The organism is Amycolatopsis eburnea (assembly GCF_003937945.1).
Taxonomy (GTDB): domain Bacteria; phylum Actinomycetota; class Actinomycetes; order Mycobacteriales; family Pseudonocardiaceae; genus Amycolatopsis; species Amycolatopsis eburnea.
In genome coordinates, this window is the sequence record NZ_RSEC01000058.1 from 922253 (window position 1) to 947849 (window position 25597).

The 25597-nt window shown below is 71.7% G+C and carries 19 protein-coding genes; 14 read left to right on the top strand and 5 right to left on the bottom strand.

Features of this window, described 5'->3' with window-relative positions:
- The first annotated feature begins 28 nt into the window (after positions 1-28).
- The 9 genes from glyA (at position 29) to EIY87_RS29940 (ending at position 10917) form a co-directional block, all read left to right on the top strand.
- Positions 29-1279 (top strand): serine hydroxymethyltransferase, encoded by a 1251-nt coding sequence (gene glyA, locus EIY87_RS29900; RefSeq protein ID WP_125313163.1) that lies wholly within the window; start codon positions 29-31, stop codon positions 1277-1279.
- Positions 1276-2487, top strand: a complete 1212-nt coding sequence (locus EIY87_RS29905; protein ID WP_125313164.1) for a sarcosine oxidase subunit beta family protein — start codon at positions 1276-1278, stop codon at positions 2485-2487. The genes glyA and EIY87_RS29905 overlap by 4 nt, the downstream gene beginning before the upstream one ends.
- Positions 2488-2497: 10 nt before the next feature.
- Positions 2498-2776, top strand: coding sequence for a sarcosine oxidase subunit delta (locus EIY87_RS29910; protein WP_125313165.1), 279 nt, complete (start codon positions 2498-2500; stop codon positions 2774-2776).
- The gene (locus EIY87_RS29915; RefSeq protein WP_125313166.1) at positions 2773-5304 is read left to right on the top strand and encodes a 2Fe-2S iron-sulfur cluster-binding protein; all 2532 of its coding nucleotides are present in this window, start codon (positions 2773-2775) and stop codon (positions 5302-5304) included. The genes EIY87_RS29910 and EIY87_RS29915 overlap by 4 nt, the downstream gene beginning before the upstream one ends.
- Entirely contained in the window at positions 5294-5761 is a 468-nt protein-coding gene (locus EIY87_RS29920) for a sarcosine oxidase subunit gamma (RefSeq protein ID WP_125313167.1), read from the top strand. The genes EIY87_RS29915 and EIY87_RS29920 overlap by 11 nt, the downstream gene beginning before the upstream one ends.
- Positions 5758-6600: a formyltetrahydrofolate deformylase gene (gene purU / locus EIY87_RS29925; RefSeq protein ID WP_125313168.1), complete on the top strand. Its 843-nt coding sequence runs from the start codon at positions 5758-5760 to the stop codon at positions 6598-6600. The genes EIY87_RS29920 and purU overlap by 4 nt, the downstream gene beginning before the upstream one ends.
- Before the next feature lie 10 nt (positions 6601-6610).
- Positions 6611-9037, top strand: a complete 2427-nt coding sequence (locus tag EIY87_RS29930; protein ID WP_125313169.1) for a GcvT family protein — start codon at positions 6611-6613, stop codon at positions 9035-9037.
- Positions 9038-9040: 3 nt separating this feature from the next.
- The gene (locus EIY87_RS29935) at positions 9041-9520 is read left to right on the top strand and encodes a cyclodeaminase/cyclohydrolase family protein (RefSeq protein ID WP_125313170.1); all 480 of its coding nucleotides are present in this window, start codon (positions 9041-9043) and stop codon (positions 9518-9520) included.
- A gap of 107 nt (positions 9521-9627) precedes the next feature.
- The gene (locus tag EIY87_RS29940; RefSeq protein ID WP_125313171.1) at positions 9628-10917 is read left to right on the top strand and encodes a S1C family serine protease; all 1290 of its coding nucleotides are present in this window, start codon (positions 9628-9630) and stop codon (positions 10915-10917) included.
- Here the strand turns inward: EIY87_RS29940 and EIY87_RS29945 are convergent.
- On the bottom strand, positions 10914-11288 hold the full coding sequence (locus EIY87_RS29945; protein WP_125313172.1) for a MarR family winged helix-turn-helix transcriptional regulator: 375 nt from the start codon (positions 11286-11288) through the stop codon (positions 10914-10916). The genes EIY87_RS29940 and EIY87_RS29945 overlap by 4 nt on opposite strands.
- A gap of 86 nt (positions 11289-11374) precedes the next feature.
- Here EIY87_RS29945 and EIY87_RS29950 point away from each other — a divergent pair, with 86 nt between their 5' ends.
- On the top strand, positions 11375-12832 hold the full coding sequence (locus EIY87_RS29950) for an MFS transporter (RefSeq protein ID WP_125313173.1): 1458 nt from the start codon (positions 11375-11377) through the stop codon (positions 12830-12832).
- A gap of 252 nt (positions 12833-13084) precedes the next feature.
- Here the strand turns inward: EIY87_RS29950 and EIY87_RS29955 are convergent, their stop codons facing one another.
- Positions 13085-13537, bottom strand: coding sequence for a carboxymuconolactone decarboxylase family protein (locus EIY87_RS29955; protein WP_125313174.1), 453 nt, complete (start codon positions 13535-13537; stop codon positions 13085-13087).
- A gap of 47 nt (positions 13538-13584) precedes the next feature.
- On the opposite strand from EIY87_RS29955, the gene pdxR reads away from it, so the two are divergent.
- Positions 13585-14976 carry a MocR-like pyridoxine biosynthesis transcription factor PdxR gene (pdxR, locus tag EIY87_RS29960; RefSeq protein ID WP_125313175.1) on the top strand — a complete coding sequence of 464 codons (1392 nt, stop codon included), beginning with the start codon at positions 13585-13587 and terminating at the stop codon, positions 14974-14976.
- 3 nt (positions 14977-14979) lie between these two features.
- Here the strand turns inward: pdxR and EIY87_RS29965 are convergent, their stop codons facing one another.
- Positions 14980-15780: a glycoside hydrolase family 25 domain-containing protein gene (locus tag EIY87_RS29965; protein WP_125313176.1), complete on the bottom strand. Its 801-nt coding sequence runs from the start codon at positions 15778-15780 to the stop codon at positions 14980-14982.
- Between the two features lie 260 nt (positions 15781-16040).
- Here EIY87_RS29965 and EIY87_RS29970 point away from each other — a divergent pair, with 260 nt between their 5' ends.
- Together EIY87_RS29970 and EIY87_RS29975 are read left to right on the top strand one after the other, a co-directional pair.
- The gene (locus EIY87_RS29970; RefSeq protein WP_125313177.1) at positions 16041-17621 is read left to right on the top strand and encodes a substrate-binding and VWA domain-containing protein; all 1581 of its coding nucleotides are present in this window, start codon (positions 16041-16043) and stop codon (positions 17619-17621) included.
- Positions 17622-17635: 14 nt separating this feature from the next.
- The gene (locus tag EIY87_RS29975) at positions 17636-19375 is read left to right on the top strand and encodes a hypothetical protein (protein WP_404800113.1); all 1740 of its coding nucleotides are present in this window, start codon (positions 17636-17638) and stop codon (positions 19373-19375) included.
- Here EIY87_RS29975 and EIY87_RS29980 read toward each other — a convergent pair.
- Positions 19369-20043: a class I SAM-dependent methyltransferase gene (locus tag EIY87_RS29980; protein WP_125313178.1), complete on the bottom strand. Its 675-nt coding sequence runs from the start codon at positions 20041-20043 to the stop codon at positions 19369-19371. The two genes, EIY87_RS29975 and EIY87_RS29980, sit on opposite strands and share 7 nt — an antisense overlap.
- A 93-nt stretch (positions 20044-20136) precedes the next feature.
- On the opposite strand from EIY87_RS29980, the gene EIY87_RS29985 reads away from it, so the two are divergent.
- On the top strand, positions 20137-24138 hold the full coding sequence (locus EIY87_RS29985) for an alpha-(1->3)-arabinofuranosyltransferase (protein ID WP_125313179.1): 4002 nt from the start codon (positions 20137-20139) through the stop codon (positions 24136-24138).
- Positions 24139-24368: 230 nt separating this feature from the next.
- On the opposite strand, the gene EIY87_RS29990 is transcribed toward EIY87_RS29985, so the two are convergent.
- The gene (locus EIY87_RS29990; RefSeq protein WP_125313180.1) at positions 24369-25571 is read right to left on the bottom strand and encodes a polysaccharide biosynthesis protein; all 1203 of its coding nucleotides are present in this window, start codon (positions 25569-25571) and stop codon (positions 24369-24371) included.
- Positions 25572-25597: the final 26 nt, after the last annotated feature.

Genomic DNA, 25597 nt, shown 5'->3' on the forward strand with positions numbered 1-25597 from the left:
ATCAGAAGTCGACCACGAAGGGTCCGCGATGCTCAATCACTCCCTGGCCGACTACGACCCGGCGGTGGCCGAAGCGATCGGCGCCGAGCTGCACCGCCAGCGGTCGACGCTGGAGATGATCGCCTCCGAGAACTTCGCGCCGCTGTCCGTGCTGCAGGCCCAGGGCTCGGTGCTGACCAACAAGTACGCCGAGGGCTACCCGGGACGGCGCTACTACGGCGGCTGCGAGCACGTCGACGTCCTCGAGCAGCTCGCCATCGACCGCGTGAAGGCGTTGTTCGGGGCCGGTTTCGCGAACGTCCAGCCGCACTCCGGCGCCCAGGCCAACGCGGCCGCGATGGCGGCGTTGCTGAAGCCCGGCGACAAGATCCTCGGCCTCTCGCTCGCCCACGGCGGGCACCTGACGCACGGCATGCGGATCAACTTCTCCGGCCTGCTCTACGACGTCGCCGCCTACGAAGTGTCCGAAAAGGACTACCGGGTCGACATGGCGGAAGTCGAACGGCTCGCGAAGGAGCACCGGCCGAAGCTGATCATCGCCGGCTGGTCGGCCTACCCGCGGCAGCTCGACTTCGCGCGCTTCCGCGAGATCGCCGACGAGATCGGCGCGTACCTGATGGTCGACATGGCGCACTTCGCCGGCCTGGTCGCCGCCGGGCTGCACCCGTCGCCGGTGCCGCACGCGCACGTCACGACGACGACCACGCACAAGACCCTCGGCGGCCCGCGCGGCGGCGTCGTGCTGACGAACGACCCGGCGCTGGCGAAGAAGGTCAATTCGGCCGTTTTCCCCGGTCAGCAGGGTGGCCCGCTCGAACACGTCATCGCCGCCAAGGCCGTCGCGTTCAAGATGGCGGCCGAGCCCGAGTTCGCGGAACGTCAGCAGCGGACGCTCAGCGGCGCGAAGATCCTGGCCGAACGGCTCCTGGAGGCCGGGATCGACGTGCTGACCGGCGGCACCGACGTCCACCTGGTGCTCGTGGACCTGCGGAACGCCGATCTGGACGGCAAGCAGGCCGAGGACCGGCTGCACGAGGTCGGCATCACCGTCAACCGCAACGCCGTCCCGTTCGACCCGCGCCCGCCGATGGTCACCTCCGGCCTGCGGATCGGCACTCCCGCCCTGGCCACCCGCGGCTTCGGCGACGCGGAGTTCCGCGAGGCCGCCGACGTCATCGCCGAAGCGCTCAAGCCCGGCTACGACGTCGAGAAGCTGCGCGCCCGGGTCACCGCGCTCGCCGAAGCGTTCCCGCTGTACCCCGGGGAGGAGACCCGATGACCGACCTGCCGGAGCACCCGGACTTCCTTTGGCGCGACCCCGAGCCACGCAAGGCCTACGACGTGGTCATCGTCGGTGGCGGCGGACACGGGCTCGCCACCGCGTACTACCTGGCCAAGCAGGGCATCACGAACGTCGCCGTGCTGGAGAAGGGCTGGCTCGCGGGCGGCAACATGGCCCGCAACACCACGATCATCCGCTCCAACTACCTCTGGGACGAGAGTTCCGGCATCTACGAGCATTCCCTCAAGCTGTGGGAAGGGCTCGAAGAAGACCTCGGCTACCCGATCCTGTTCAGCCAGCGCGGGGTGCTGAACCTCGCGCACAGCCTGCAGGACGTCCGCGACAGCGTCCGCCGCGTCGAGGCCAACAAGCTCAACGGCATCGACGCCGAATGGGTGGATGCCCACGGCGTCAAGGAGATCTGCCCGATCGTCAACACCTCGCCGGACGTCCGCTACCCGGTGCTCGGCGCGACCTACCAGCCGCGCGCGGGCATCGCGAAGCACGACTACGTGGCCTGGGGTTTCGCCCGCGCCGCGCACGGGATGGGCGTCGACCTGATCCAAAACTGCGAGGTCACCGGAATCTCCACAGTGGACGGACGGGTCACCGGTGTCGAGACGTCCCGGGGCCGGATCGCCGCGGGCAAGGTCGCGCTGTGCGCCGCCGGGCACACGTCGGTGCTGGCCCGCATGGTGGGGCTGGACCTGCCGCTGAACTCGCACCCGTTGCAGGCCTTGGTGTCCGAGCTGCTGGAGCCGATCCACCCGACCGTCGTCATGTCGAACGCCGTGCACGTCTACGTTTCCCAGGCGCACAAGGGCGAACTCGTGATGGGTGCGGGCATCGACAGCTACAACGGCTACGGCCAGCGCGGTTCGTTCCACGTCATCGAGGAGCAGATGGCGGCCGCGCTGGAGCTGTTCCCGGTGTTCGCGCGGGCGCACCTGCTGCGGACGTGGGCCGGGATCGTCGACGTCAGCCCGGACGCGTCGCCGATCATCGGCCTGACGCCGGTGGAGAACCTGTTCCTCAACTGCGGCTGGGGCACCGGCGGGTTCAAGGCCACGCCCGGTGTCGGCGACGTCTTCGCGGCCACCATCGCGCGGGGCAAGCCGCACGAGTACGCCGAACCCTTCAGCCTCGACCGGTTCACCACCGGTGCCCTCGTCGACGAGCACGGCGCCGCCGCCGTCGCGCATTAGGAGTCCTGCCGTGCAACTGATTCCCTGCCCCTGGTGCGGGCCGCGTGAGGAAGCCGAGTTCCACTACGGCGGCCAGGCGCACGTCGCCTACCCCGCGGACCCGTCGGCACTGTCCGATGAGGAATGGGCGAAGTTCGTGTTCTTCCGCGAGAACCCGAGCGGCCCGTTCGCCGAGCGCTGGAGCCATTCCGCGGGCTGCCGCCGGTGGTTCAACGCCGTCCGCGACACCCGCACCCACGACCTGAAGGCGGTCTACCGCCTCGACGAGCCCAGGCCGGTGATCCCGTGACCCGACTGTCCGGCGTCCCCCTCAAGTTCACCTTCGACGGCCGCGAGCTGACCGGTTTCCTCGGCGACACGCTGGCGTCCGCGTTGCTGGCCAACGGCATCCACCGGGTCGCGACCAGCATCAAGTACGGCAGGCCGCGCGGCATCGTCGGCGCCGGCGTCGAGGACTCGAACGCGCTGGTGCAGATCGAAAAGCCGTTTCCCGAACCGATGCAGCAGGCCACCACGGTGGAGCTGTACGACGGCCTGGAGGCCCGCGGCCTGCGCGGTCAGGGACGGCTCGCCACCGAACCGGACCCGGCGCGGTACGACGCCAAGCACGCCCACTGCGACGTCCTGGTCATCGGCGCCGGACCCGCCGGTCGTGCCGCCGCGACCGCCGCGTCGGGCCGGGTCCTGCTGGTCGACGACCAGCCCGACGGCGAGGCGCCGGAGGGTGTCCGGTTCCTTTCGCGCACCACGGCGTTCGGCATCTACGACGACGGTTTCGTGCTCGCCCTGGAACGCCGGGGCGAACCCCCCGAGCGCACTTCGCGGCAGCGGGTCTGGCGGATCCGGGCGAAGCGGATCGTCGTCGCCACCGGCGCCCACGAACGGCCGATCGTCTTCCCGGACAACGACCGCCCTGGCATCATGCTGGCTTCGGCGGCCCGCACGTACCTGAACCGCTACGGCGTCCTGGTCGGCAAACGCGTGGTCGTGTTCACCACCAACGATTCCGCGTACGAGGCGGCTTCCGATCTGGCGCGCGCGGGGGCGGAGATCGTGCGGATCGTCGATGCCCGCGAGGGGTACGGCGTCATCGGGACCGACGGTGACGAGCACATCACGGCCGCGCACGTGGCGAAGCTCGGCGAGCTGCAGGGCGAGCGGGTGCCGTGCGACCTGCTGCTCGTGTCCGGCGGCTGGAACCCGGCCGTGCACCTCTACAGCCAGGCCCGCGGCACCCTGCGCTACGCCCCGGAACTCGGCTCGTACGTCCCGGCCGGTGACCTGCCGAACGTGAGCGTGGTGGGCGCGGCCGCGGGCGAAGGGTTGCCGGAGACCAAGGTGCTCTGGCAGGTGCCCGCGCCGGAGTCCGAAGTGGACACGCGGTTCGTGGACCAGCAGCGGGACGCCACGGTGTCCGACGTGCTGCGCGCCACCGGCGCCGGGCTCACGTCGCTGGAGCACGTCAAGCGGTACACGACCATCGGCACCGCGCACGACCAGGGCAAGACGTCCGGCATGCTCGCGGCCGGCATCACCGCCGAAGCCCTCGGCGCCGACCTCGCCGACCGGCGGCCGACGACGTTCCGCCCGCCCTACACACCGGTCTCGTTCGCCGCGCTGGCCGGCCGGAACCGCGGCGAGCTGCACGACCCCGTGCGCGTCACCACGATCCACCCGTGGCACGTCGAGCACGGCGCCGAGTTCGAGAACGTCGGGCAGTGGAAGCGCCCGTGGTACTACCCGCGGCCCGGCGAGTCGATGGCCGACGCCGTCCGGCGCGAATGCCGCGCGGCGCGCAACGACGTCGCGGTGATGGACGGGTCCACGTTGGGCAAGATCGACGTCCAGGGCCCGGACGCCGGCTGGTTCCTCGACATGCTCTACACGAACATGATGAGCACGCTGAAGGTCGGTCGCATTCGCTACGGCGTGATGTGCGGCGTCGACGGCATGGTCATCGACGACGGCACGGTCATCCGCGTCGGCGAAGAGCGCTTCCTCGTCACGACCACGACCGGCAACGCGGCCATGGTGCTCGAGTGGATGGAGGAGTGGCTCCAGACGGAGTGGCCGCACCTGAAGGTGTTCGCCACCTCGGTCACCGAGCACTGGACCACGATCCCGCTGGTGGGCCCGCGTTCGCGGGAGGTCCTCAGCCGCCTGGCACCCGGCCTCGACGTCTCCAACGAGGCCTTCGGGTTCATGACCTGGCAGGACGCCGAGGTCGCCGGTCTCCAGGCACGGGTCTGCCGGATCAGCTTCTCCGGCGAACTGGCCTACGAGATCAACGTCCCGTCGTGGCACGGGCCCGCGCTCTGGCAGTCCATAGTGGACCACGGGGCGACGCCGTACGGCACCGAGACCATGCACGTCCTGCGCGCGGAGAAGGGCTACCCGATCATCGGCCAGGACACCGACGGCACGGTCACCCCGCAGGACCTCGGCATGTCCTGGGCGGTGTCGAAGAAGAAGGCCGACTTCATCGGCAAGCGCTCCTTCGCCCGTGCCGAGAACAACCGGCCGGACCGCAAGCAGTTCGTCGGCCTGCTGCCGGTCGATCCGTTCGTGCTGCTGCCGGAAGGATCGCAGATCATCGAGTCCGAAACCGTGCCGGAACCGCCGGTGCGGATGCTCGGCCACGTGACCTCCAGCTACGACAGCGCCGCCCTGGGCCGCACCTTCGCGCTGGCCTTGGTGCGCTCGGGCCGCGAGCGGATCGGCGAAACGCTGTACGTCCCCGTCGGCGACGAGGTCGTGCCGGTGACCGTGACCGAATCCGTCCTCTTCGACAAGGAAGGAGCCCGCCGTGACGGTTGACGCGGTCGACGAACCGTTCCGCACCCAGCTCACCGTCCGCCTCCGCGAAGGCGGCTCGCTCCTCGGCGTCCCCTTGCCCGGCCCGTGCACCTTCACCAGCGGCAACGGCGTCGACGTCCTCTGGATGGGCCCCGACGAGTACCTCGTCCTCGCCGAACCCGGCCGCCAGGCCGAGCTGGAAGCGTCGCTTTCACGTGAAAGCGACGCGGTCGTGGACGTCTCGGCGCAGCGCAACGTCTACCGGCTGACCGGTGAACACGCGGCCGACGTTCTCGCGCACGGGTGCTCGATCGACCTGGAGACGGCGGCGCCGGGTACCTGCGTGCAGACGTTGCTGGCGCGCACCGGGATCGTGCTCATGGTCCGGGAAGAGGGGTTCACGATTCTCGTGCGACAGTCCTTTTCGGACTACTTCAAGGCCTGGCTGGCCGACGCGAGTCTGGAGTACGTCTCGTGACCTTCACCCTGACGCTCAAGTGCCCCGAACGCGCGGGCATCGTGCACGCCGTCACGACGTTCCTCGTCGGGCAGGGCTGCGACATCGTCGAGCACCAGCAGTTCGACGACGACGTCCGCGGCTCGCTGTTCCTACGCACGTCGTTCACCTGCGCCGGACCGGCCACGGTGGACGACCTGACCCGCGCGTTCGCCCCGGTGGCAGGCGATTTCGGCATGGAGTTCGGCTTCTCCGACGGCACGCCGCCGCGGATCCTCGTGATGGTGTCGAAGTTCGGGCACTGCCTCAACGACCTGCTCTTCCGCTGGCGCGCGGGCGGCCTCGGCGCGGAGATCGCGGTAGTCGTCTCCAACCACGAAGACCTGCGGCCGATGGCGGAGGCGGCCGGGGTGCCGTTCGTGCACGTCCCGGTCACGCCGGACACCAAGCCGGAGGCCGAGCAGCGGCTCCTCGACCTGGTCGGGGAGTACGAAGCAGACTTGGTCGTGCTCGCGCGGTACATGCAGGTGTTGTCCAACGAGCTGTGCCAGAAGCTCGAAGGCCGCGCGATCAACATCCACCACTCGTTCCTGCCCGGCTTCAAGGGCGCCAAGCCCTACCACCAGGCCTACGACCGCGGCGTCAAGTACGTCGGCGCCACCGCGCACTACGTCACGCCCGACCTCGACGAGGGCCCGATCATCGAGCAGGAGGTCCAGCGCGTCGACCACACGTACTCGCCGCGCGAGCTGGTGACCGTCGGCCGCGACGCCGAAGCCCTCGCCCTCTCCCGCGCGGTCCGCTGGCACTGCGAACGCCGCGTCCTGCTCAACGGCAACAGCACCGTCGTCTTCCGTTAGGAGATCCGCCATGACCGCACCGCGAGTCGTGATCATCGGCGCCGGCATCGTCGGCGCGAACCTGGCCGACGAGCTGACCACCCGGGGCTGGTCCGACGTCACCGTGCTCGACCGCGGCCCGCTGCCGCGCACCGGCGGGTCCACCTCGCACGCACCCGGCCTGGTGTTCCAGACCAACGCGTCCAAGGCGATGACGGACTTCGCGCGCTACACCGTGTCGAAACTGAAAGAGCTGGACTGCTTCCTCCAGGTCGGGGGCATGGAGGTCGCGACCACGCCGGCCCGCTGGGAGGACCTCAAGCGCAAGCACGGCTGGGCGACGTCGTGGGGCGTGCCCGGTTCCCTCATCGACGCCGCCGAGTGCGTCGAGCGCTGGCCGCTCCTGGACGGCTCGCGGATCTTCGGCGCCCTGCACACCCCGACCGACGGGCTGGCGCGGGCCGCGAAAGCCGTCGAGGTGCTCGCCGAGCGGGCCACTTCGCGGGGTGCGCGGTTCATCGGGTCCACGCGCGTGACCGACGTTCTCCAAGAGGGTGGCCGCGTCACGGGTGTCCGGACCGATCAGGGCGACTTCCCGGCCGACGTCGTCGTGTCGTGCGCGGGGTTCTGGGGCCGGGAGATCGGCGCGATGGCGGGCATGGACGTCCCGCTGCTGCCACTGGCGCACCAGTACGCGAAGACCGGGCAGGTCGCGGAACTGGCCGGGCGCAACACCGAGGAGGTCGAGGCGAGCCTGCCGATCCTGCGCCACCAGGACCAGGACCTGTACTTCCGCGAGCACGTCGACCGGATCGGCATCGGCTCCTACGCGCACCGCCCGATGCCGGTCGAAGAGTCCACACTGGACCATTCCGTGACCGAAACGGCGATGCCCTCGATGCTGCCCTTCACCGAGGACGACTTCGCGCCGTCGTGGGAGGAGAGCAAGCTGCTGCTGCCCGCGCTGGGCGGAACCAAGGTCGAAGAAGGCTTCAACGGGATCTTCTCCTTCACCCCCGACGGCCAGTCGCTGGTCGGCGAATCCGCGGACGTCCGCGGGTTCTGGCTGGCGGAGGCGATCTGGGTGACGCACTCCGCGGGCATCGCGAAGGCGGTGGCGGAGCTGCTCGTCGACGGGCATTCCGAAGTGGACACCCACGACATCGACGTCCACCGGTTCGAAGAGGTCCAGCTCGCGCCGTCGTACGTGCGGGAGACCGCGCAGCAGAACTTCGTCGAGGTCTACGACGTCCTGCACCCGTTGCAGCCCAAGCTTTCCCCGCGCGACCTGCGCGTGACGCCGTTCCACGCCCGGCAGCGCGAGCTGGGCGCGGTGTTCCTGGAGGCCGGTGGCTGGGAGCGGCCGCACTGGTTCGAAGCCAACGCGCCGCTGCTGAAGAAGCTCCCGCACGACGCGCTCCCGCCGGCGCGGGACGCGTGGTCGGCGCAGTTCCACTCGCCGATCGCGGCGGCCGAGGCGTGGCACACGCGCAACGGCGTCGCGCTGTACGACATGACGCCGTTGAAGCGCGTGGAGATCAGCGGGCCCGGCTCGCTGGAGTTCCTGCAGTCGCTGACCACCAACCAGCTCGACAAGTCAGTCGGCTCGGTGACCTACACGCTGATGCTCGACAACGCCGGCGGCATCCGCAGCGACGTCACCGTGGCGCGGCTCGAACCGGAGCTGTTCCAGGTCGGGATCAACGGGAACATCGACGTCGACCACTTCGTCAAGCACGCGCCGCCCGGCGTCCGGGTCCGGGACATCACCGGCGGCACGTGTTGCATCGGCGTCTGGGGTCCGCTGGCGCGGAACCTCGTGCAGCCGTTGTCGCAGGAGGACTTTTCGCACACCGGGCTGAAGTACTTCCGGGCGCGGAAGGCGCGGATCGCCGGGGTGCCGGTGGTCGCGATGCGACTGTCCTATGTGGGCGAACTCGGCTGGGAGATCTACACCAGCGCGGACAACGGACTGCGGCTGTGGGACGCGCTGTGGGCGGCCGGGCAGCCCCTCGGTGTCATCGCGGCCGGGCGGGCGGCGTTCAACAGCCTGCGGCTGGAAAAGGGTTATCGGCTGTGGGGCACCGACATGACGACCGAGCACGACCCGTACGAGGCCGGCGTCGACTTCGCGGTGCGGCCGGCGAAGGGTGATTTCCTGGGCCGGGACGCCCTGGAGGGCCGGACGCCGTCGCGGCGGCTGCGGTGCCTGACGATCGACGACGGCCGCACGGTCGTGCTGGGCAAGGAACCGGTGTTCGTCGACGGCGTGGCTTCGGGCTACATCACCAGCGCGGCGTACGGGTACACCGTGGGACGGCCGATCGCCTACGCGTGGCTCGCGGCGTCGGCGGACATCGGCAGCAGCGTGGAGATCGAGTACTTCGGCCGCCGGGTCGCGGCCACTGTGGCCGCCGAGCCGCTGGTCGACCCCGGCATGGAACGGATCCGGCGGTGAGCCATGCGTGATCAGATCATGAGCGACTACCTCAAGACCCTCGCGTCCGAGGCGTCCCCGGGCGGCGGCGCGACGGCGGCCCTGCAGGTGGCCCAGGCCGCGGCCCTGCTCTCGGCCGAGACGTTGAGCATGCACGCGCTGCGCCTGGCCGAGAAGGAGGCGCACGCGTTCCGGACGCTGAACCGCGCGCACCGGCTGCCGCCCGGCGAGACGCGGGACCGCGCGCTGGCCGACGCCCGCCGTCGCGCGTGCGAGCCGGCGGCGGAGGTGATCACCGCCGCGGCGGCGGTGCTCGACCTGGCGGAGCGGGTGCCGCCGGACGCGCTTTCGGCCACCGATCTGGCGGCGGTGGCCGAGGCGGCCCGCGCCGCCGCGACGACCGCCGGGGTGAGCGTCGAAGTCCACTCGGGCACGGCCGACCCGCGGGTGGCGGGGCTCCGCGACCGGGCCACCCGGCTGACGGCGTCGGTGGTTACCGGCTGAGGACACCGGGTAAATCACAGCGAGTCCATGGAAGGACGCCAGGAAATTCTCAGGAACGAGGCGTTCCATGGACGGGCCGGAGGCTTTGTCGAGGGCTGGAGCTGTGCATGAGCGAGTACGACCGAGGACCGCAGAGCGGCGGTGACTACCCGCCGTACCAGCAGTACTACGGCCAGGAGTACTACGGGCAGCAGCAGTACTACGACCAGCCCCGCGACCAGTGGGGCCGCCCGTACCCGCAGTACACCCAGCCGATGTACCCGCCACCCGCGTACCAGCCGCCGCCGCGCAAGCGGCACCCGCTGCGGACGCTGACCCTCACCGTGGTCGCGATCGCGCTGGCCGTGGTCGCCGGGCTCGGCATCGGGCACGTGATCGCCGGGGCGAACAACCCCACCGCGAGCGGCAACCAGAACTTCGGGTACTCCGGCCAGCCCAGCGCGTCGCAGACGGTGCTCGACGTCGATGCCGTGTCGGCCAAGGTCAACCCGGCCATCGTCAACATCGAAACCGAGCTGGGCCTGCAGGGCGCGGCCGCGGCGGGCACCGGCATCGTGCTGACCCCGGACGGCGAGGTGCTCACCAACAACCACGTCGTCGCCGGCGCGACCAGCATCAAGGCCACCAGCATCGGCACGGGGGACACGTACACGGCGGACGTCGTCGGCTACAACCGCAGCGAAGACATCGCCGTCCTGCGGCTGCGGAAGGCGTCCGGCCTGCCCACCGCGGTCATCGGCGACTCGTCGAAGGTCGCGGTCGGCGACCAGATCCTCGGTCTCGGCAACGCGGGCGGCAAGGGCGGCGACCCGGTGCCCGCGCCCGGCACGGTGACCGCGCTGGACCAGTCGATCACCGCCTCGGACGAGTCCAGCGGCTCGTCCGAGCAGCTCAAGGGCCTGATCCAGGTCCGGGCGAACATCGAATCGGGCGACTCCGGCGGTCCGCTGGTCAACGCGGACGCGCAGGTCATCGGCGTCGACACGGCCGCGTCCACCGGCTACCAGCTCAACGGCCGCCGCAGCGGCGGTGCCGGTCAGGGCTTCGCCATCCCGATCACCAAAGCGGTCGACATCGCCCACCAGATCGTCGCGGGCACGGCGTCGGACACGGTCCACATCGGCAAGACGGCGTTCATCGGCGTCTCGGTCACCGACGGCCAGGGCGGCGGCGCCCAGGTCCGCCAGGTGGTTCCGCGCGGCCCGGCGCAGAAGGCGGGGCTCGCGGCCGGCGACGTCATCACGGCCGTCGACGGCAAGCCGGTCGACTCGGCGACGACGTTGACGACCGTGCTGGACGGCCACCACCCGGGCGACCAGCTGACCCTGACGGTGACCAGCGCGGACGGCGCGCAGCGTCAGGTGCCGGTGAAGGCGATCGAGGGTCCGGTCGGTTAGCGGAGGGTCTCGTTCAGCACTTCGCGGTGGGTCTGCTTCGCCGCGAGGTAGCGCTCGCGACCGGCGTCGGTGAGCGTCACGAAGATGCCGCGCCGGTCCACTTCGCACAGCGCGCGCTCGACCAAGCCTTCCTTCTCCAGCCGGGCGACCAGCCGCGAGGTGGCGCTCTGGCTCAGGTGGACGGCGCCGGTCAGGTCGGCCGAGCGGCACTTGAAGTCGCAGGTCGCGAGGCGCTCGAGGGCCTCGAACTCGTTCGCGCCGATCCCGTGGCGCTCCTGGAGGCGGCACTCGAGCGTGCTGAACACGGCCGAGTAGCGCGCCAGCAGCTCGTGCCACTCCTGCACCAGGCCTTGCTCAGCGACGTCGCTCACGGCGACCAACCTAGCATGCACGGGCATCAGATGCAAATACATTAAATGCTTAGACATTAGATGCGTGTGCATGTACTGTCGCCGCCATGAGCTCTTCCGTGTCCTTGTCCACCACCTCAACGCGGTGGGACGCACGTCTCTGGGGTGTCCTGCTCACCGTTTCGATCGTCATCGGCCTCGACGCGCTCGACGTGTCGATGGTCGGGGTGGCGCTGCCCGCCATCCAGGCCGACCTCGGCCTCTCCACCAACGCCCTGCAATGGGTCGTCAGCGGGTACGTCCTCGGCTACGGCGGGCTGCTGCTGCTCGGCGGGCGCACCGCCGACCTGCTCGGCCGCCGCCGGGTGTTCCTCGTCGCCGTCGCCGTGTTCGCGCTGGCCTCGCTGCTCGGCGGCGTCGTCGACGACGGCGCGCTGCTCATCGCCAGCCGGTTCATCAAGGGCCTGGCCGCCGCGTTCACGGCGCCGGCCGCGCTGTCCATCATCACCACGACGTTCCAGGAGGGCCCGGCCCGCAACAAGGCGATCAGCATCTTCGCCGTGTTCGGCGCCAGCGGGTACTCCGCCGGGCTCGTGTTCTCCGGCCTGCTGACCGAGGTCGGCTGGCGCTGGACGTTCCTGCTCCCGGCGCCGATCGCGCTGATCGCGTTCGCCGCCGCGTGGAAGCTGATCCCGTCGTATGAGCGCGAAGCGGGTCGCGGCTACGACTTCCCGGGCGCCATCACCGGCGCCGCCGGCTCGCTGCTGCTGGTGTTCGGCGTCGTCGAGGCCCCGGAGATCGGCTGGGCCGCGCCGCGGACGCTCATCACGTTCGTGGTCGCGCTCGCGCTGCTGGTGACGTTCGTGCTCATCGAGAAGCGCAGCGCGCACCCGCTGCTGCGGCTGGGCATCCTGCGCTCGGGCCCGCTGGCCCGCGCCAACCTCGGCGGCGCGCTGTTCTTCGGCGCTTACATCGGGTTCCAGTTCGTCGTGATGCTGTACCTGCAGCGGGTGCTGGGCTGGTCCGCGCTGCAGACGGCGCTGGGCTTCCTGCCCGCCGCCCTGATCGTGGCGTTCGGCTCGCCCCGCATCGAGCCGCTGATCGACCGCGTCGGCACCCCGCGCACGATCTTCGCGGGCGTGGTCGCGCACGTCCTCGGCTACGCGCTGTTCCTGCGGATCGACGAGCACTCGGGCTACGCGGGCTTCGTCCTGCCCAGCATGATCCTGCTCGGCATCGGCTTCACGCTGGCGTTCTCGTCCCTCAACATCCAGGGCACGGCAGGCGTCGCCGACAACGAGCAGGGCCTGGCGGGCGGCCTGCTGAACACGTCCCTGCAAGTGGGCGGCGCGATCGGCCTGGCGGTGGTGACGGCGGTCCTGACCGCCAACGGCGGCCGCGAGGCCTCCCCGGCCGCGCTGCTGACCGGGCTGACCCCGGCGCTGAGCGTGGTCACCGGCATCGCGGTGCTGGGCCTGCTGATCGCGATCAGCGGCCTGGTGGCCCGCAAGCGCCCGGCCGAAGAGCCGGTCCCTGAGGGCGACCTCCTGGCGCTCGCCGACTGACCCCGCTGTCCGGGCCCGGCAAAGTCGGGCAGCACGGCCGATCCGCCCATCCGCGATGTCATGAAAGGGTCGTTCACCTCGCCAGACGACATGAACGACCCTTTCATGACATTCCCGCGACGCCGGGCAGACCACGCAGCCGGCCTGCGGCCGGCACCCGCTCGCCCCCGGCGACTTTGCCGGAGCCCGGGACCCCATGCCATGAACGACTCTTTCATGTCATCTGACGACATGAAAGAGTCGTTCATGGCGTCAGGCCGCCCGTTCGTCCGTGCCGGGGACCTTCGCCGTGGTGATCGCGATGCGGTTCCACGTGTTGATCGTGAAGATCAGCGCGAGCAGCTGGGCCAGTTCCTCCTCGCCGAACTGGGCCGCGGCGCGGGCGTAGACGTCGTCGGGCACGCCGCCCTGGACGAGCGTGACGGCCTCGGTCAGCGCGAGCGCGGCCTGCTCCTTCTCGCTGAAGAAGTTCGCGGCCTCGTGCCACACGGCCACCATGTGCAGCCGTTCCTCGCTCTCGCCGGCCTTGCGGGCGTCCGAGGTGTGCATGTGCAGGCAGTAGGCGCAGCGGTTGAGCTGCGACGCGCGGATCTGGACCAGCTCGACCAGCGCGGGGTCGAGCCCGGCGCGGGCCGCGGCGTCGAAGCCGATCAGGGCCTTGAAGGCCTTCGGGGCGGTCTTGGCGAAGTTCACTCGGTTCGTCATGACCAGAAATCTAGGGCCCGGTTGACCCGCGTGTAGGGTGCATTTCCGTGGTGGATTCGTGGGTCAATCCGGGGGAGCGGGACCTGCACCTGGAGCTGGCGGGCACCGGCGGCAAGCGGGCCGCGCTGATCACCGCGCTGCGGGACGCCGTCCGCGCCGGGCGGCTCGCCCCGGGCACCCGGCTGCCGCCGTACCGGTCGCTGGCCGCGGACCTCGGGCTGGCTCGCAACACCGTCGCCGACGCCTACGCCGAGCTGGTCGCCGAGGGCTGGCTCACCGCCGTCCAGGGTTCCGGCACGCGCGTCGCCGAACGCGTCGAACCGCTCGAACCGGTGCGGGTGCCCCGGAAAGCGCCGTCCGCGCCGGCGCCCCGGTACGACCTGCGGCAGGGCCAGCCGGACGCGACTTCGTTCCCGCGCACCGAATGGCTCGCCGCGGCGAAGCGCGCGCTGGCCGTGGCCCCGCACGACGCCTTCGGCCCCGGCGACCCGCGCGGCCGCCGTGAACTGCGGGAAGCGCTCGCCGGGTACCTGGCCCGGGCGCGCGGCGTGCGGACGTCGCCGGAGCGGATCGTCGTGTGCTCGGGGTTCGCGCACGCCCTGCGGCTGCTGTTCCCCGCGGTGCTGCCCGGCCCGCTCGCCGTCGAGTCCTACGGCCTCGCGTTCCATCGCGCGATCTTCGCCGCGGCGAACGTCCCGACCGTGCCGCTGGACCTGGACGAGCGCGGCGCGCGCGTCGAGGACCTCGACGTCCCGGCGGTGCTGCTGACCCCGGCCCACCAGTTCCCGACCGGCGGCCCGCTGCACCACGACCGCCGCACCGCGGTGCTCGGCCACGTCCGCGCGACCGGCGGCGTCCTGCTCGAAGACGACTACGACGGCGAGTTCCGCTACGACCGCAAGCCGGTCGGCGCGGTCCAGGGCCTGGACCCGGAGCACGTCGTCTACGTGGGTTCGGTCAGCAAGAGCCTGTCCCCGGCGCTGCGGCTGGGCTGGCTGGTGCTGCCCGCGCACCTCGTCGACCCGGTGCTCGCGGTCAAGGGCGAGCGCGAGGCGTGGGCGGGTGTGCTGGACCAGCTGACGCTGGCGGAGTTCCTGGCTTCGGGGTCGTACGACCGGCACGTCCGCCGCATGCGCCAGCGCTACCGGCGCCGCCGCGACCTGCTGGTGACGGCGCTGGCCGAGCGGGCACCGCACGTCGTGCCCACCGGCATCGCCGCCGGGCTGCACGCGGTGCTGCGGCTGCCGCCGGGCACGGAGGCGTCCGCGCTCAAAGCCGCGGCGTGGCAGGGCCTCGCGCTGGACGGCCTGGCCGCGTTCCGCCACCCGGCGGCGACTATGTCCACAATGGACGGTCTGGTGGTGGGGTACGCGACGCCGCCCGAACACGCTTACCCGGCAGCGCTCGACGCGTTGTGCCGAGCGCTGCCACCCGCCTGAGCGCTACCCGACGATGTCGATCTCGAAGGGGTCCGCCGAGCTGTAGTTGATGTCCGCCCACACCGCGCCCGGCAGGTCGTACCGGCGGTGGGACGTCAGCTTGTTGTTGTACCCCGGCGTCTGCGTCGGGTTGTGGCCCACGCCCTGGTGGTCGTTGCCCCACGCGAAGATGTCACCGACCCACATCGGCTTCGAGAAGCCGTCGCCGCCGAGGCGGGGGCGGATGATGACCGCCGCGCCGGGGCTGCCGGACAGAAAGACGCGGACGGCGTTCTGGTCGCCGTTCGGCGGGGTGACGGTGATGCGCTCCATGATCTCCACTCCAGTCGAGGCGGGTGCGGTTCCGTCCACTCCCGGCCAGAAGTCGACGACGGACGAAAGGTCGTAGCCCGGGGCGACGTTGCCGGCGTACTGCTTGGCGACCGCGCCGTCGGGGATCGTCGGATCGCCGTTGTAGTGCGCGATCCAGTAGTGCGGCTCGGCGACGCCGGCGGAGGCGAACGCCGAGCGCACCGACGGCCAGGTCGAGAGGCTGCAGTAGACGGTCGGGTCCGCGCCCGCCGCGCGGCGCATCCGGACCCAGCCCGGCGCTTCGCCCGGGGTGGCATCGCCGGGCTCGACGTCCAGGACGTGGCCGTCGTTGGTGGACGCCTTCTTGACGATCGTGACCTTCACGGCCTGGGGGAAGCGTGCCCAGTCGGCGGCGGACCAGGGTTCGAGTTTGATCTTGTCGATGTACCCCGCCACCATCCGGGCGTCGGCGGGGATGTTCGCGGCCGTGACCGCGTCGTACATCGTGCGCACGGGTTGCGTCTCCGTTCGGTGCCTCATCGCCGTTTCGGGGACGGCGAAATCGTCTCCGCGATTCGCCATGGTGATGTTACCCAAGTGGGACGGGCGTCAAGCGGCGAACGTTACGCAGTTCTTGTCAATCACCAAAATGGCCGCACGACACAATTCCTTCACCCCGGCTTCACGAGGGGATGGTCACGGTCCGCTGCCGGTACTGGCTTCCCGCTCACCCGGCTGGCAAGCTGCCAGCACTTCACCACGGAAGGACGTGCATGGCGGCACACCCGGCGCGGGCCCGGCGCATCGACGCGCGGGTCGTGGTACTGAGCGCGCTGCTCGTGGCCGCCCTGCTCGCCTGGGCCGGCGTCGGCTACCTCAAGGACCGGCTGGCCGGCGGCGGCTGCGACACGACCACGCCGGTGCGCGTCACGGCCGCGCCGGACATCGCGCCGGTGCTCACCGCGCTCGCCGGGACCGTGCCGCAGCAGGACTGCTACGCCGTCGAAGTCACCTCGAGCGCGTCGCCGGCCACCGCCGCCGCGCTCGAAGCCAACGGCGCGACCGGCCCGGACGTCTGGGTGCCGGAGTCGAGCACGTGGCTGCTGCAGGCCCGCGACGGCGGCGCGTGGAACCTGCCCGAGACCGGGCAGTCGGTGGCGAGTTCGCCGGTGGTGCTGGCGCTCACCGACGACGTCGCGAAGCGGGCCGGCTGGCCGGGGAAGTCGCCGTCCTGGGCGGACGTCCTGGCCGCGAACCCGGTCGGACTGCCCGACCCGGGCCGCGACCCCGCGGCGATCTCCGCGCTGATCGGGTTGCAGCAGCTCACGAAGGACGCGCCCGACCCGGCCGCGGCGTTCACCGAGAAGATCCGCGAACTCTCGGCGGTGAAGGAGCCGTACACCGCGTCACCGGCATCGGAGCAGTCGGTGCTGGCCCGCAAGCTCGTCGCCGCGTACCCGGCGGCAGGGGTGCCGGGCTTCGACTACCCGTACGTCGTGCTGCCGCGCGCGTCGGAAGCCTCGCGGTCGGCGGCCGAACGCTTCCTGCGGCTCCTGCTCGACCAGACCGCGACGAAAGCGTTTGCGGACGCCGGGTTCCGGACGCCGTCCGGTCAGCTGCTCGGCGATCGCCCCCGCGACACGCGGACCGATGCCGCGCCGCGCCCGGGCGGGCCACCGCCGCCGGAGTCGATGTACGCCGTGCTCCAGGCGTGGGCGGGGGCGAACCTCAGCGCCCGCGTCCAGGTGCTGCTCGACGTGTCCGGCTCGATGGCCGCCACGGTCCCGGGCACCGGCCGCAGCCGGATGGCCCTCACCCTCGAAGCCGCGACGCAGGGCCTCGGGTTGTTCAAGCCGACCACCGAAATCGGCCTGTGGCTGTTCTCCACCAAGCTCGACGGCGTCAAGGACTTCAAGGAACTGCTGCCGATGCGGACGATTTCGCAGCAGCTCGGCTCGGGCGGGGTGGCGACGCTGCAGGCGGTCAAGCCGAAACCCGGCGGCGCGACCGGCCTGTACGACTCGATCCTCGCCGCGTACCAGAACGCCCGCCAGAACTGGCAGCTCGGCCGGATCAACGTCGTCGTCGTGCTCACCGACGGCCGCAACGAGGACAGCGACTCGATCGGGCTGCCCGGCCTGCTCGCCGAGCTGAACCGGCTGCAGGACCCGCGGAAACCGCTGCCCGTCATCGGGATCGGCATCGGCCCGGACATCGACGCGAGCGAGCTGCGGCAGGTCTCGGCCGCGACCGGCGGCGAGTCGTTCACCACCCCGGACCCGCGCAAGATCTCCGACGTCTTCTACCAAGCGCTGAGCAAGCTGATGTGCCAGCCGCCCGCCTGCAAGAAGTGAGGACACCCGTGTTGCTGGAAACCGGGCAGCCCGCGCCACGGGCGATCCGAAGACCGTCCACTGTGGTCCTGGCCGCGTTCGTGGCCGGGCTGGTCCCGTTGCTGCTGCACGGGTGGGCGGCCCTGCACGGGAGTTTCGCGCAGGACGACTTCGTGGTCACCTGGCAGGCAGCCGTGGCCGGCCCGTTCGACCCCGGCTTCCTGTTCCAGGACTACCACGGGCACCTGCAGCCCGGCGGGTTCTTCCTCGCCGCCGTGCTGACCTGGTGGGCACCGCTGAACTTCCCGTTGTTCGCGCTGCCGCTGCTGGCGATGAAAGCGCTTGCGACGGTCTACTTCTGGTGCCTGCTCGTGCGCTGCTTCGGCCGCCGGTGGGCGATCCTGGTGCCGTTCACCGTGTTCACGGCGTCGACGCTGCTGCTGGTCCCGACGCTGTGGTGGTCGTTCGGGATCCAGGTGGTGCCGGTCGTGCTGGCCGCCGCCGCGGCGCTGCACGCGCACGTCCGCTACCTGGCCGACGGCGGCCGCTGGTGGCTCGGGACGTTCGCCTGGACGCTGTTCGGGCTCGCGTTCTACGAAAAGGCGGCGGTGATCCCGGTGCTGCTGGCCGCCGTGACCGTCCTGCTCGGACGGTCCTTCCGCGACCACGTCCGCTACTGGCTGGGCCACGCCGCGGTGCTGGTGGCGTTCGTGGTGGTCTTCTTCGCGGTGACGTCGAGCCAGGTCGGGACGGGCACGTCGCCGCTGTCGGCGGGTACGGTCGCCGACCTGACCGCGCGGATGCTCGGCGACACCCTGCTGCCGGGGCTGGCCGGCGGGCCGTGGTCCGGCCCGGGGCCGGGCGCGACCTGGGCACCCTCGCCGTTCGCCGTGGTGGTCTTGCTCGTGCTGGCCGCGCTGGCGGTGGTGCTCGCCGGCGGGCGGGTCGGCGGGCGACGGGCGTGGGGCGCGTGGGGACTGCTCGCGGCCGTGTTCGCCGTGGACGTCGCCCTGCTCGCGCTGACCCGGCTGCGCGAAGTCGGCCCGTCGGCCGGCGACGATCCGCGGTACGTCGCCGATCTCGCACTCGTGGCTGCCCTTTGTGGAGCGTTCGCTTTCCTGCCGCCCGCGGAAGTTGCGCCGTCCGGCGGAAAGCGTGAGCGGCCGATCGCGCTAGCGCTGTGCGTGCTTTTGCTCGCCAGTTCCGCTTCCGGGTTCACGCGGCTGGCTCCGGCGTTGCGGTTCGAGCACTCGGGGCAGTACGTCGCGAACGTGCGGGCCGCCGTCGGCGAGGATCCGGACCTGGTCTTCTACGACACCTTCGTGCCGTCGGACGTGGTGCACGAATGGTTCGGCGCGGACTCCCGCGCGTCACGGGTGGTCGGCCTGCTGCCCGGGACGCGCTTCGACCAGCCCACCAGCCGGATGCACCTGCTCGACACCACCGGTACGCCGCACAAGATCACCGGCGTGGACCCGGTTTCGCGCGGGGTGCCCGGCCCGGTGCCGAACTGCGGCTACGCGATCGGCGAGACACCGGTGCGCGTCGGCCTGGACAAACCGGTGCTGGGCAGGCACTTGCTCAAGCTCGACTACTACACATCGGACGGTGGCGAGGGCCTGGTGGACCGCACGCCGGTCTGGTTCCAGGCCGGGCTGCACTCGCTGTACCTGCCGGTGGACGGCCTCTTCGACAGCGTCGCCGTCCGTCTGTCCAGCCCGGGCGCGCCGGTCTGCGTCGCCAAGGCCGAAGTGGGGAAACCGATTGCTCAGTAGGGGTCGTACGGGCTGTCGTGGCCAAGCAGGCGCGCGACCGGGCGCAACCGCAGGCGCAGCAGCACCTTCAGCACGACGTTGCGCAGGAACCACGGAAGCTGCGCCACCACGCGCAGCCGATCGCGGGCGGACGGTGGGGACAGGCGGAACCGCGCCAGCGACGTCGCCCGGTCCAGGTAGGTGTAGCGGCGTCCGAAGAGGACCTTCGCGATCGTGCCGAGCGTGACGCCGACCGAGGAAAAGCAGTCGTGGACCAGGATCTCCGCACCCGGCGGCAGGTACGCCGACCAGCGCAGGTCGTCGGTGTAGGTCCAGTAGTCGTGCTTGCCGTCGATGTAGAGCAGCTGGATCGGCCGGTCCCAGTGCGGGCGCAGTGCCGTGCTGTAGCCCGCGACCAGCTCGACGACGTCGTCGAGGCCAGCGCGGCGGATGTTGCGCTCGAACAGTTGCCGCGTCGGGGATCCGCCGAAGAGGCGGCCGTCCACGAAGGGGTCGACCGCGATCACGGTGGCACCCACCGTGCGGGCCGCCGCGCCGAGGACGATCGTGGACCGGCCCTGGTGGCTGCCGATTTCCAGGACGACGTCGCCCTTTTCCAGCCGGCACGCGGCGTCCCACAGCGCTTCGCCCTGCGCGCGTGTCATCCAGCCCTTGACCGGCTCGGCCAAGGCCCAGGCATCTTCGAACGAGATGGCGCACCTGCCTGAATTCGGGAGGATCGTCGGCACATGGTAGCCAGGTTTCCGCCTAGTATCTACCGGATGGTAACCGGCACCCGCGAACGAACCCGGGACGACGCCCCACCTTCCGGGCGCGTCCGGAAGGGCGCCTTCTTCCGGCGGCCGAGCACCTGGATCGTGCTGGCGCTGACCACGTTGTCGTTCCTGCAGATGCCGGGGAAGACGACGTTCGACACCAAGCTCGACCTCGCCGTCGACCCGCTCGCGTTCCTCGGCCGCGCGCTGCACCTGTGGAACCCCGAGGCCACGGCGGGGGAGCTGCAGAACCAGGCGTACGGCTACCTCTTCCCGATGGGTCCCTTCTTCGCGCTGTGCCGGGCGGTCGGCGTGCCCGCGTGGATCGCGCAACGGCTGTGGGGCGCGCTCCTGCTGTCGGCCGCGTTCGGCGGGGCGCTGCTGCTGGCGCGCGCGATGAAGATCGGCTCCGAGCGCACGCGGCTGATCGGCGCGCTCGGCTACGCGCTCGCCCCGCGCATGCTGACCGAAATCGGCGGTCTGTCCGCGGAAATGCTGCCCGCCGTGCTGCTGCCGTGGGCGCTGGTGCCGCTGGTGCGGGCCGGGACGATCGGGTCGCCGCGGCGCGCGGCCGGGCTGTCCGCGCTGGCCGTGCTGTGCATGGGCGGCGTCAACGGCGCGATGGTCGTGATGGCGCTCGTCCTGCCGGGACTGTGGCTGCTCACGCGCAAGTGGACGCGCAAGCACGTCGAGCTCGTCCTGTGGTGGTTCGTCTTCGTCGTCGGCGTGACGCTGTGGTGGATCCTGCCGCTGCTGCTGCTCGGCGAATACAGCCTGCCGTTCCTCGACTACATCGAGTCCGCGACGAACACCACCGCGCCGATGTCGCTGTTCGAGGTGCTGCGCGGGACCAACCAGTGGGTCGCCTACGTCGTGCAGGGCACGCCGTGGTGGCCCGGCGGCTGGTCGCTGATCGACAACCCGGTGCTGATGCTCGCCACCGGGCTCGTCGCGGGCGTCGGCCTGTTCGGGCTGACCCGGCGCGGCCTGCCGGAGCGGCGGTTCCTCGTCCTCGGCGTGGTCACCGGCCTGACCCTGCTGACCATCGGCTACGTCGGCACGCTCGACAGCCCGGTCGCCGAGCAGGTCCGGCACCTGCTCGACGGGCCGCTCGCGCCGCTGCGCAACGTCCACAAGTTCGAGCCGGTGCTGCGGCTGCCGCTGATGCTCGCGTTCGCGCACGGCATCTCGAGCCCGGCTCGGGTGACGTCCGCGCGCCGGTTCGTGCGGCCCGCGGTGGGGCTGCTGCTGGTGCTGGTGATGGCCGCGCCGGCGTGGCTGCTGAACCTGCGCTCCGGGCCGGGCTGGGACGAGGTTCCCGGCTACTGGTACGACGCCATGGGCTACGTCGCGAAGGCCGACCCGAACGCGCGCACGCTGCTGCTGCCGGCCACCGGGTTCGGCGAGTACGACTGGGGCCGCACGGTCGACGAGCCCGCGCAGGCGATCGCGAAGAGCCCGTGGGCGGTGCGCAACCAGGTCCCGCTGGGGTCCGAAGGCAACACGCGGCTGATGGACTCCGTGGACGCGGCGCTCGCCGACGGCCGCGGCGATCCCGGGCTCGCCGCGCTGCTCGCGCGGTCGGGCTACCGGTTCCTGCTGCTGCGCAACGACATCGAGCGCGAGCGGACGAACGCCCCGCCCATCGCCACTTTGCGTGCGGGGCTGGCCGGCTCGCCGGGCATCGCGAAGGCGGCGGAGTTCGGCCCGCTCGAGGTCTACCAGGTGCAACGGCCGGTGCCGCTCGCCACCGCGACGTCCACAAAGGACGTCCCCACGGTGAGCGGCGGCCCGGAGAACCTGCTTCCCCTGATCGACTCCGGGCAGCTCGACCCCTCGACGCCGGCCGTGCTCACCGGCGACGGCGGCTCGCCCGGCGGGCCGCGCCTGGTGACCGACGGCCTGCGCCGTGCCGAGCGGAACGTCGGCGGCGTCCGGGACAACCTCAGCCAGACGCTGACCGCGGGCGAGGCCTACCGCCAGCAGCGCGCGGCGGGCGACGTGCTGCCGTTCCCCGGGCAGGAGCACCAGACCGTGGCCGCGTACCGCGGGATCCGCGCGGTGACGGCGTCCACGGCGGCGTCCTTCGCGGACGCGTTCGGCGGCTCCGACCCCGGTCACCAGCCGTTCGCCGCGATCGACGGCGACCCGCGCACGGCGTGGCACTCGTCGTCGTTCACCGGGCCGATCGGCCAGTGGCTCGAGGTCGAGCTGGACACCCCGCGGCTGGTCAACTCGGTCGACTTGCAGCTGGTGGACGACATCCGCGTCGGCTGGCCGCCGACCCGGATCCGGATCACCACCGACAACGGTTCGGTCGACCAGCAGGTGGTCCGCGGCGCGGGCCCGCACCCCTACAGCGTCGCCGGCGGGGTGACCCGCAAGGTGCGGATCACGCTGCTGTCGCTGGTGGTCGGGCGGCAGGACGGCAACGTCGGGATCGCGGAGCTGAAGATCCCCGGCACCGAGCCGCAGCGCGCCCTGGAGGTGCCCGCGGACCTGCCGGTCGGTCCGGCGCCCGGCTTCGCGTTCACGCGCGGCGCGGCACCGCGGTACGCGTGCCTGCCGGTGCGCGACGCCGTGCGGTGTGACGCTTCGGCCGCGCGCGACGGCGAGGAGCCGGACGGGATCCGGCGCCTGTTCAGCACCCCGGCCGAGGAGACGTACCTGGTCGGCGGCTCGGTGCTGCCCGCGGGCGGCGGCCGGAACCCCGTGCAGCTGCCGGGGGTGACGGTCGCGTCGACGTCCCAGCTGGCCGGCGACCCGGCGGCGGCGGGCTTCGCGGCTGTGGACGGCGACGCGGGCACGACGTGGCGCCCCGACGTGACGGACCTGCGGCCGACGCTGACCCTCGGGTGGGCGTCGCCGAAGCGGATTTCCGGGCTGCACATCGGGGTTGCGCCGGGCAGCGGGGCCCGCGCGCCGCGGCAGGTGGAGCTGGTCGGCCGGTCCGGCACGCGGACGGTCGAGCTGGACGCGAGCGGGGCGGCGTCGTTCGAACCGCTGGACACCGACCAGCTGCAGCTGGTGCTGCCGGGCGACGACGACGATCCGGCGGCCCGCGCGGTCGTCGGCATCGGCAGCCTGGAGCTGTCGGGCACGCCCGGGCTGCTGCCCGGCCCGGATCCGGCGTTCACGGTGCCGTGCGGGTCGGGCCCGAACGTCCACCTCGACGGCCTCGACTACCGCACGTCGGTGCAGGGCACGCTGGCCGACATCACCGCGCACCGGCCGCTGGAACTGCGGATGTGCCGGGATTCCGAGGGCGGCATCGCGCTGCCGGAGGGCGGGCACGAGCTGCGGACGGACCGGTCGGAGTCCTTTGTGGTCCAGGACCTGTGGCTGCGCCCGGCGAAGGCGTCCGCGGCGCCGCCCGTGCACCGGACGGTGCAGGTGGGAACGTGGGACGCGACTTCGCGCACGGTGACGGTCGGGCCGGGCGAGGAAGCGGTGCTGGCGATCCCGGAGAACGCGAACGCGGGCTGGGTGGCCACTGTGGACGGTCGCGAGCTGGCCCGCACCCGCGTCGACGGCTGGCAGCAGGCCTGGCTGGTCCCGGCCGGCGCGGGCGGGGTGGTGTCGCTGTCGTTCACGCCGGACTTCTCGTACCGGACGGGCCTGCTGATCGGCGCGGTGGCGGTGCTCCTGGTGCTGATCGGCGTGGCCTGGCCGGCCCGGCGGCGGCCGTACCGCGTCGTGGCGGGTGGCGCGGCGGTGCCGGTGGTGCTGATCGGGCTGCTGGTGGCGCTGGGCGGGATGCTGCCGGTGGTGCTGCTGATCGCGTGCCTGCTGGTGCGCCAGTTCTCCGAGCGGGCGCCCAGGTACCTGGCGTTCGGCGGCATGGCCGTGGCGGCCGCGGTTTCGGTGACGGGGAGGGTTCTGGGCCACGGCCAGGAGTGGGCGTACGGCCCGGTGACGCAGGCGGCCCTGCTGCTGGCTGCGGCGGCGATGGTGTCGACGTGCGTGGACTGGTTCACCCGGCCCGCGCGCCCGCCTGAGACGTCGTGAAAGGGTCGTTCACGAGGTCAGGCGTCAGGGCTCCGGCAAAGTCGGGCCGGTGCGGCCGGTCCGCGATGTCATGAAAGGGTCGTTCACCTCGTCAGACGACATGAACGACCCTTTCATGACATCCCCGCGGCGCCGGGCAGACCACGCGGCCCAGGCGACTCTGCCGCCGGTCACCCGCTCGCCGGCGCGACTTTGCCGGGCCCCGCCACGTGACGACATGAACGACCCTTTCATGAGCTCCGGCGTGCCCGCAGCTCCAGCACCGCGCCCGCCACCGCGAGGCCGCCCGCACAGCACGCCGCCGCCGTGACGACCTGCGTGGCCGACCCGTGCAGCCACGACACGATCAGTAGCGCCTCCGCGGCCACCGCCGTCCACATCAGCAGCGTGACCCGCCGGTCGCCGTCGGCCAGCCGGGCGTACAGCAGGATCTGCACCAGCGCCAGCATCGACCCCGCCAGCGCGAACGGCCACACCGGCATGGTGCTCCCGGCGTAGCGGGAACCCCCGATCACGCCCAGCAATGCCGGACCCACGACCACCGAAACCAGCAGCACCAAGGCATCCAGGCCGGCGCACACCGCGAGCGCCACCGGCAGCACCCGCCGCCGTCCCGACGCCGCCGCGAACCGCGGCAGCACCAGCACCCCGACCGCTTGCGGCAGCCAGTACGCGATCTTCGTGACGATCGCACCCAGCGCGTACTCGCCCGCCGCGCCGGCCGGCAGCGTGTGCCGCGCCAGCACCAGGTCCAGGTTCACCAGCAGCACCAGCGCCAGCATCGCTTGCGCCGTATGGAGTACTTCGCCGCCGTGGCGGTCGGCCCAGCGCGGGCGCGGACGGCCGCACAGCTGCCAGCCCGCCACCACGACCGCGAGCGAACCGAGCGCGGTCCCGGCCAGCGCGCCGGCCGTCGAACCCGTCAGCAGCAGGCCGAGCAGCGAACCGCCGACCTTGCCGAACCCCTCCAGCGCGATCAGCCCGGCCAGCCGCGCGAACCGGTGCGCGCCCTGCAGGAGACCGTGGAACAACCCCAGCAGCGTCAGCGGCCCGAGCGCGGCCGTCACCAGCAGCGCCGGCGTCAGCGAGCCCAGGTGCAGCAGGAGCACCAGCAACGGGCTGAGCGTCAACGCCGCCGTCGCGACGATCCCGCTCGTCACCAGCCCGAGCGCGAACAACGGCCCGTGGGCCGGTGACGACGACCGCGCCACCCGCAGGGCGACGACCGTCTGCAGCCCCATCGCCGGGACGACGCCGATCACCAGCACCGCCAGCAGCGAGCTCAGCTCGCCGAACGCGCCGGGCGCGAGGATCCGCGCGGCCACCAGGCTGAGCACGTAACTCGCCGCGTTGTTGCCCGCGAGCGCGAGCGAGACGAGGATCGCCGCGACCCGGTTGCCGGTCCGGGCCGGGGCTTCGGTGGCTACGCTCAACGGCGGGCTCCCATTACCGGCGAGTA

What these genes read in the sequence shown, in the direction of transcription:
- EIY87_RS29950 (WP_125313173.1), top strand. Translation starts at nt 11,375, where the DNA reads ATGAGCTCTTCCGTGTCCTTGTCCACCACCTCAACGCGGTGGGACGCA.
- glyA (WP_125313163.1), top strand. Translation starts at nt 29, where the DNA reads ATGCTCAATCACTCCCTGGCCGACTACGACCCGGCGGTGGCCGAAGCG.
- EIY87_RS29905 (WP_125313164.1), top strand. Translation starts at nt 1,276, where the DNA reads ATGACCGACCTGCCGGAGCACCCGGACTTCCTTTGGCGCGACCCCGAG.
- EIY87_RS29985 (WP_125313179.1), top strand. Translation starts at nt 20,137, where the DNA reads ATGGTAACCGGCACCCGCGAACGAACCCGGGACGACGCCCCACCTTCC.
- EIY87_RS29955 (WP_125313174.1), bottom strand. Translation starts at nt 13,537, where the DNA reads ATGACGAACCGAGTGAACTTCGCCAAGACCGCCCCGAAGGCCTTCAAG.
- EIY87_RS29935 (WP_125313170.1), top strand. Translation starts at nt 9,041, where the DNA reads ATGCGTGATCAGATCATGAGCGACTACCTCAAGACCCTCGCGTCCGAG.
- EIY87_RS29940 (WP_125313171.1), top strand. Translation starts at nt 9,628, where the DNA reads ATGAGCGAGTACGACCGAGGACCGCAGAGCGGCGGTGACTACCCGCCG.
- EIY87_RS29970 (WP_125313177.1), top strand. Translation starts at nt 16,041, where the DNA reads ATGGCGGCACACCCGGCGCGGGCCCGGCGCATCGACGCGCGGGTCGTG.
- EIY87_RS29930 (WP_125313169.1), top strand. Translation starts at nt 6,611, where the DNA reads ATGACCGCACCGCGAGTCGTGATCATCGGCGCCGGCATCGTCGGCGCG.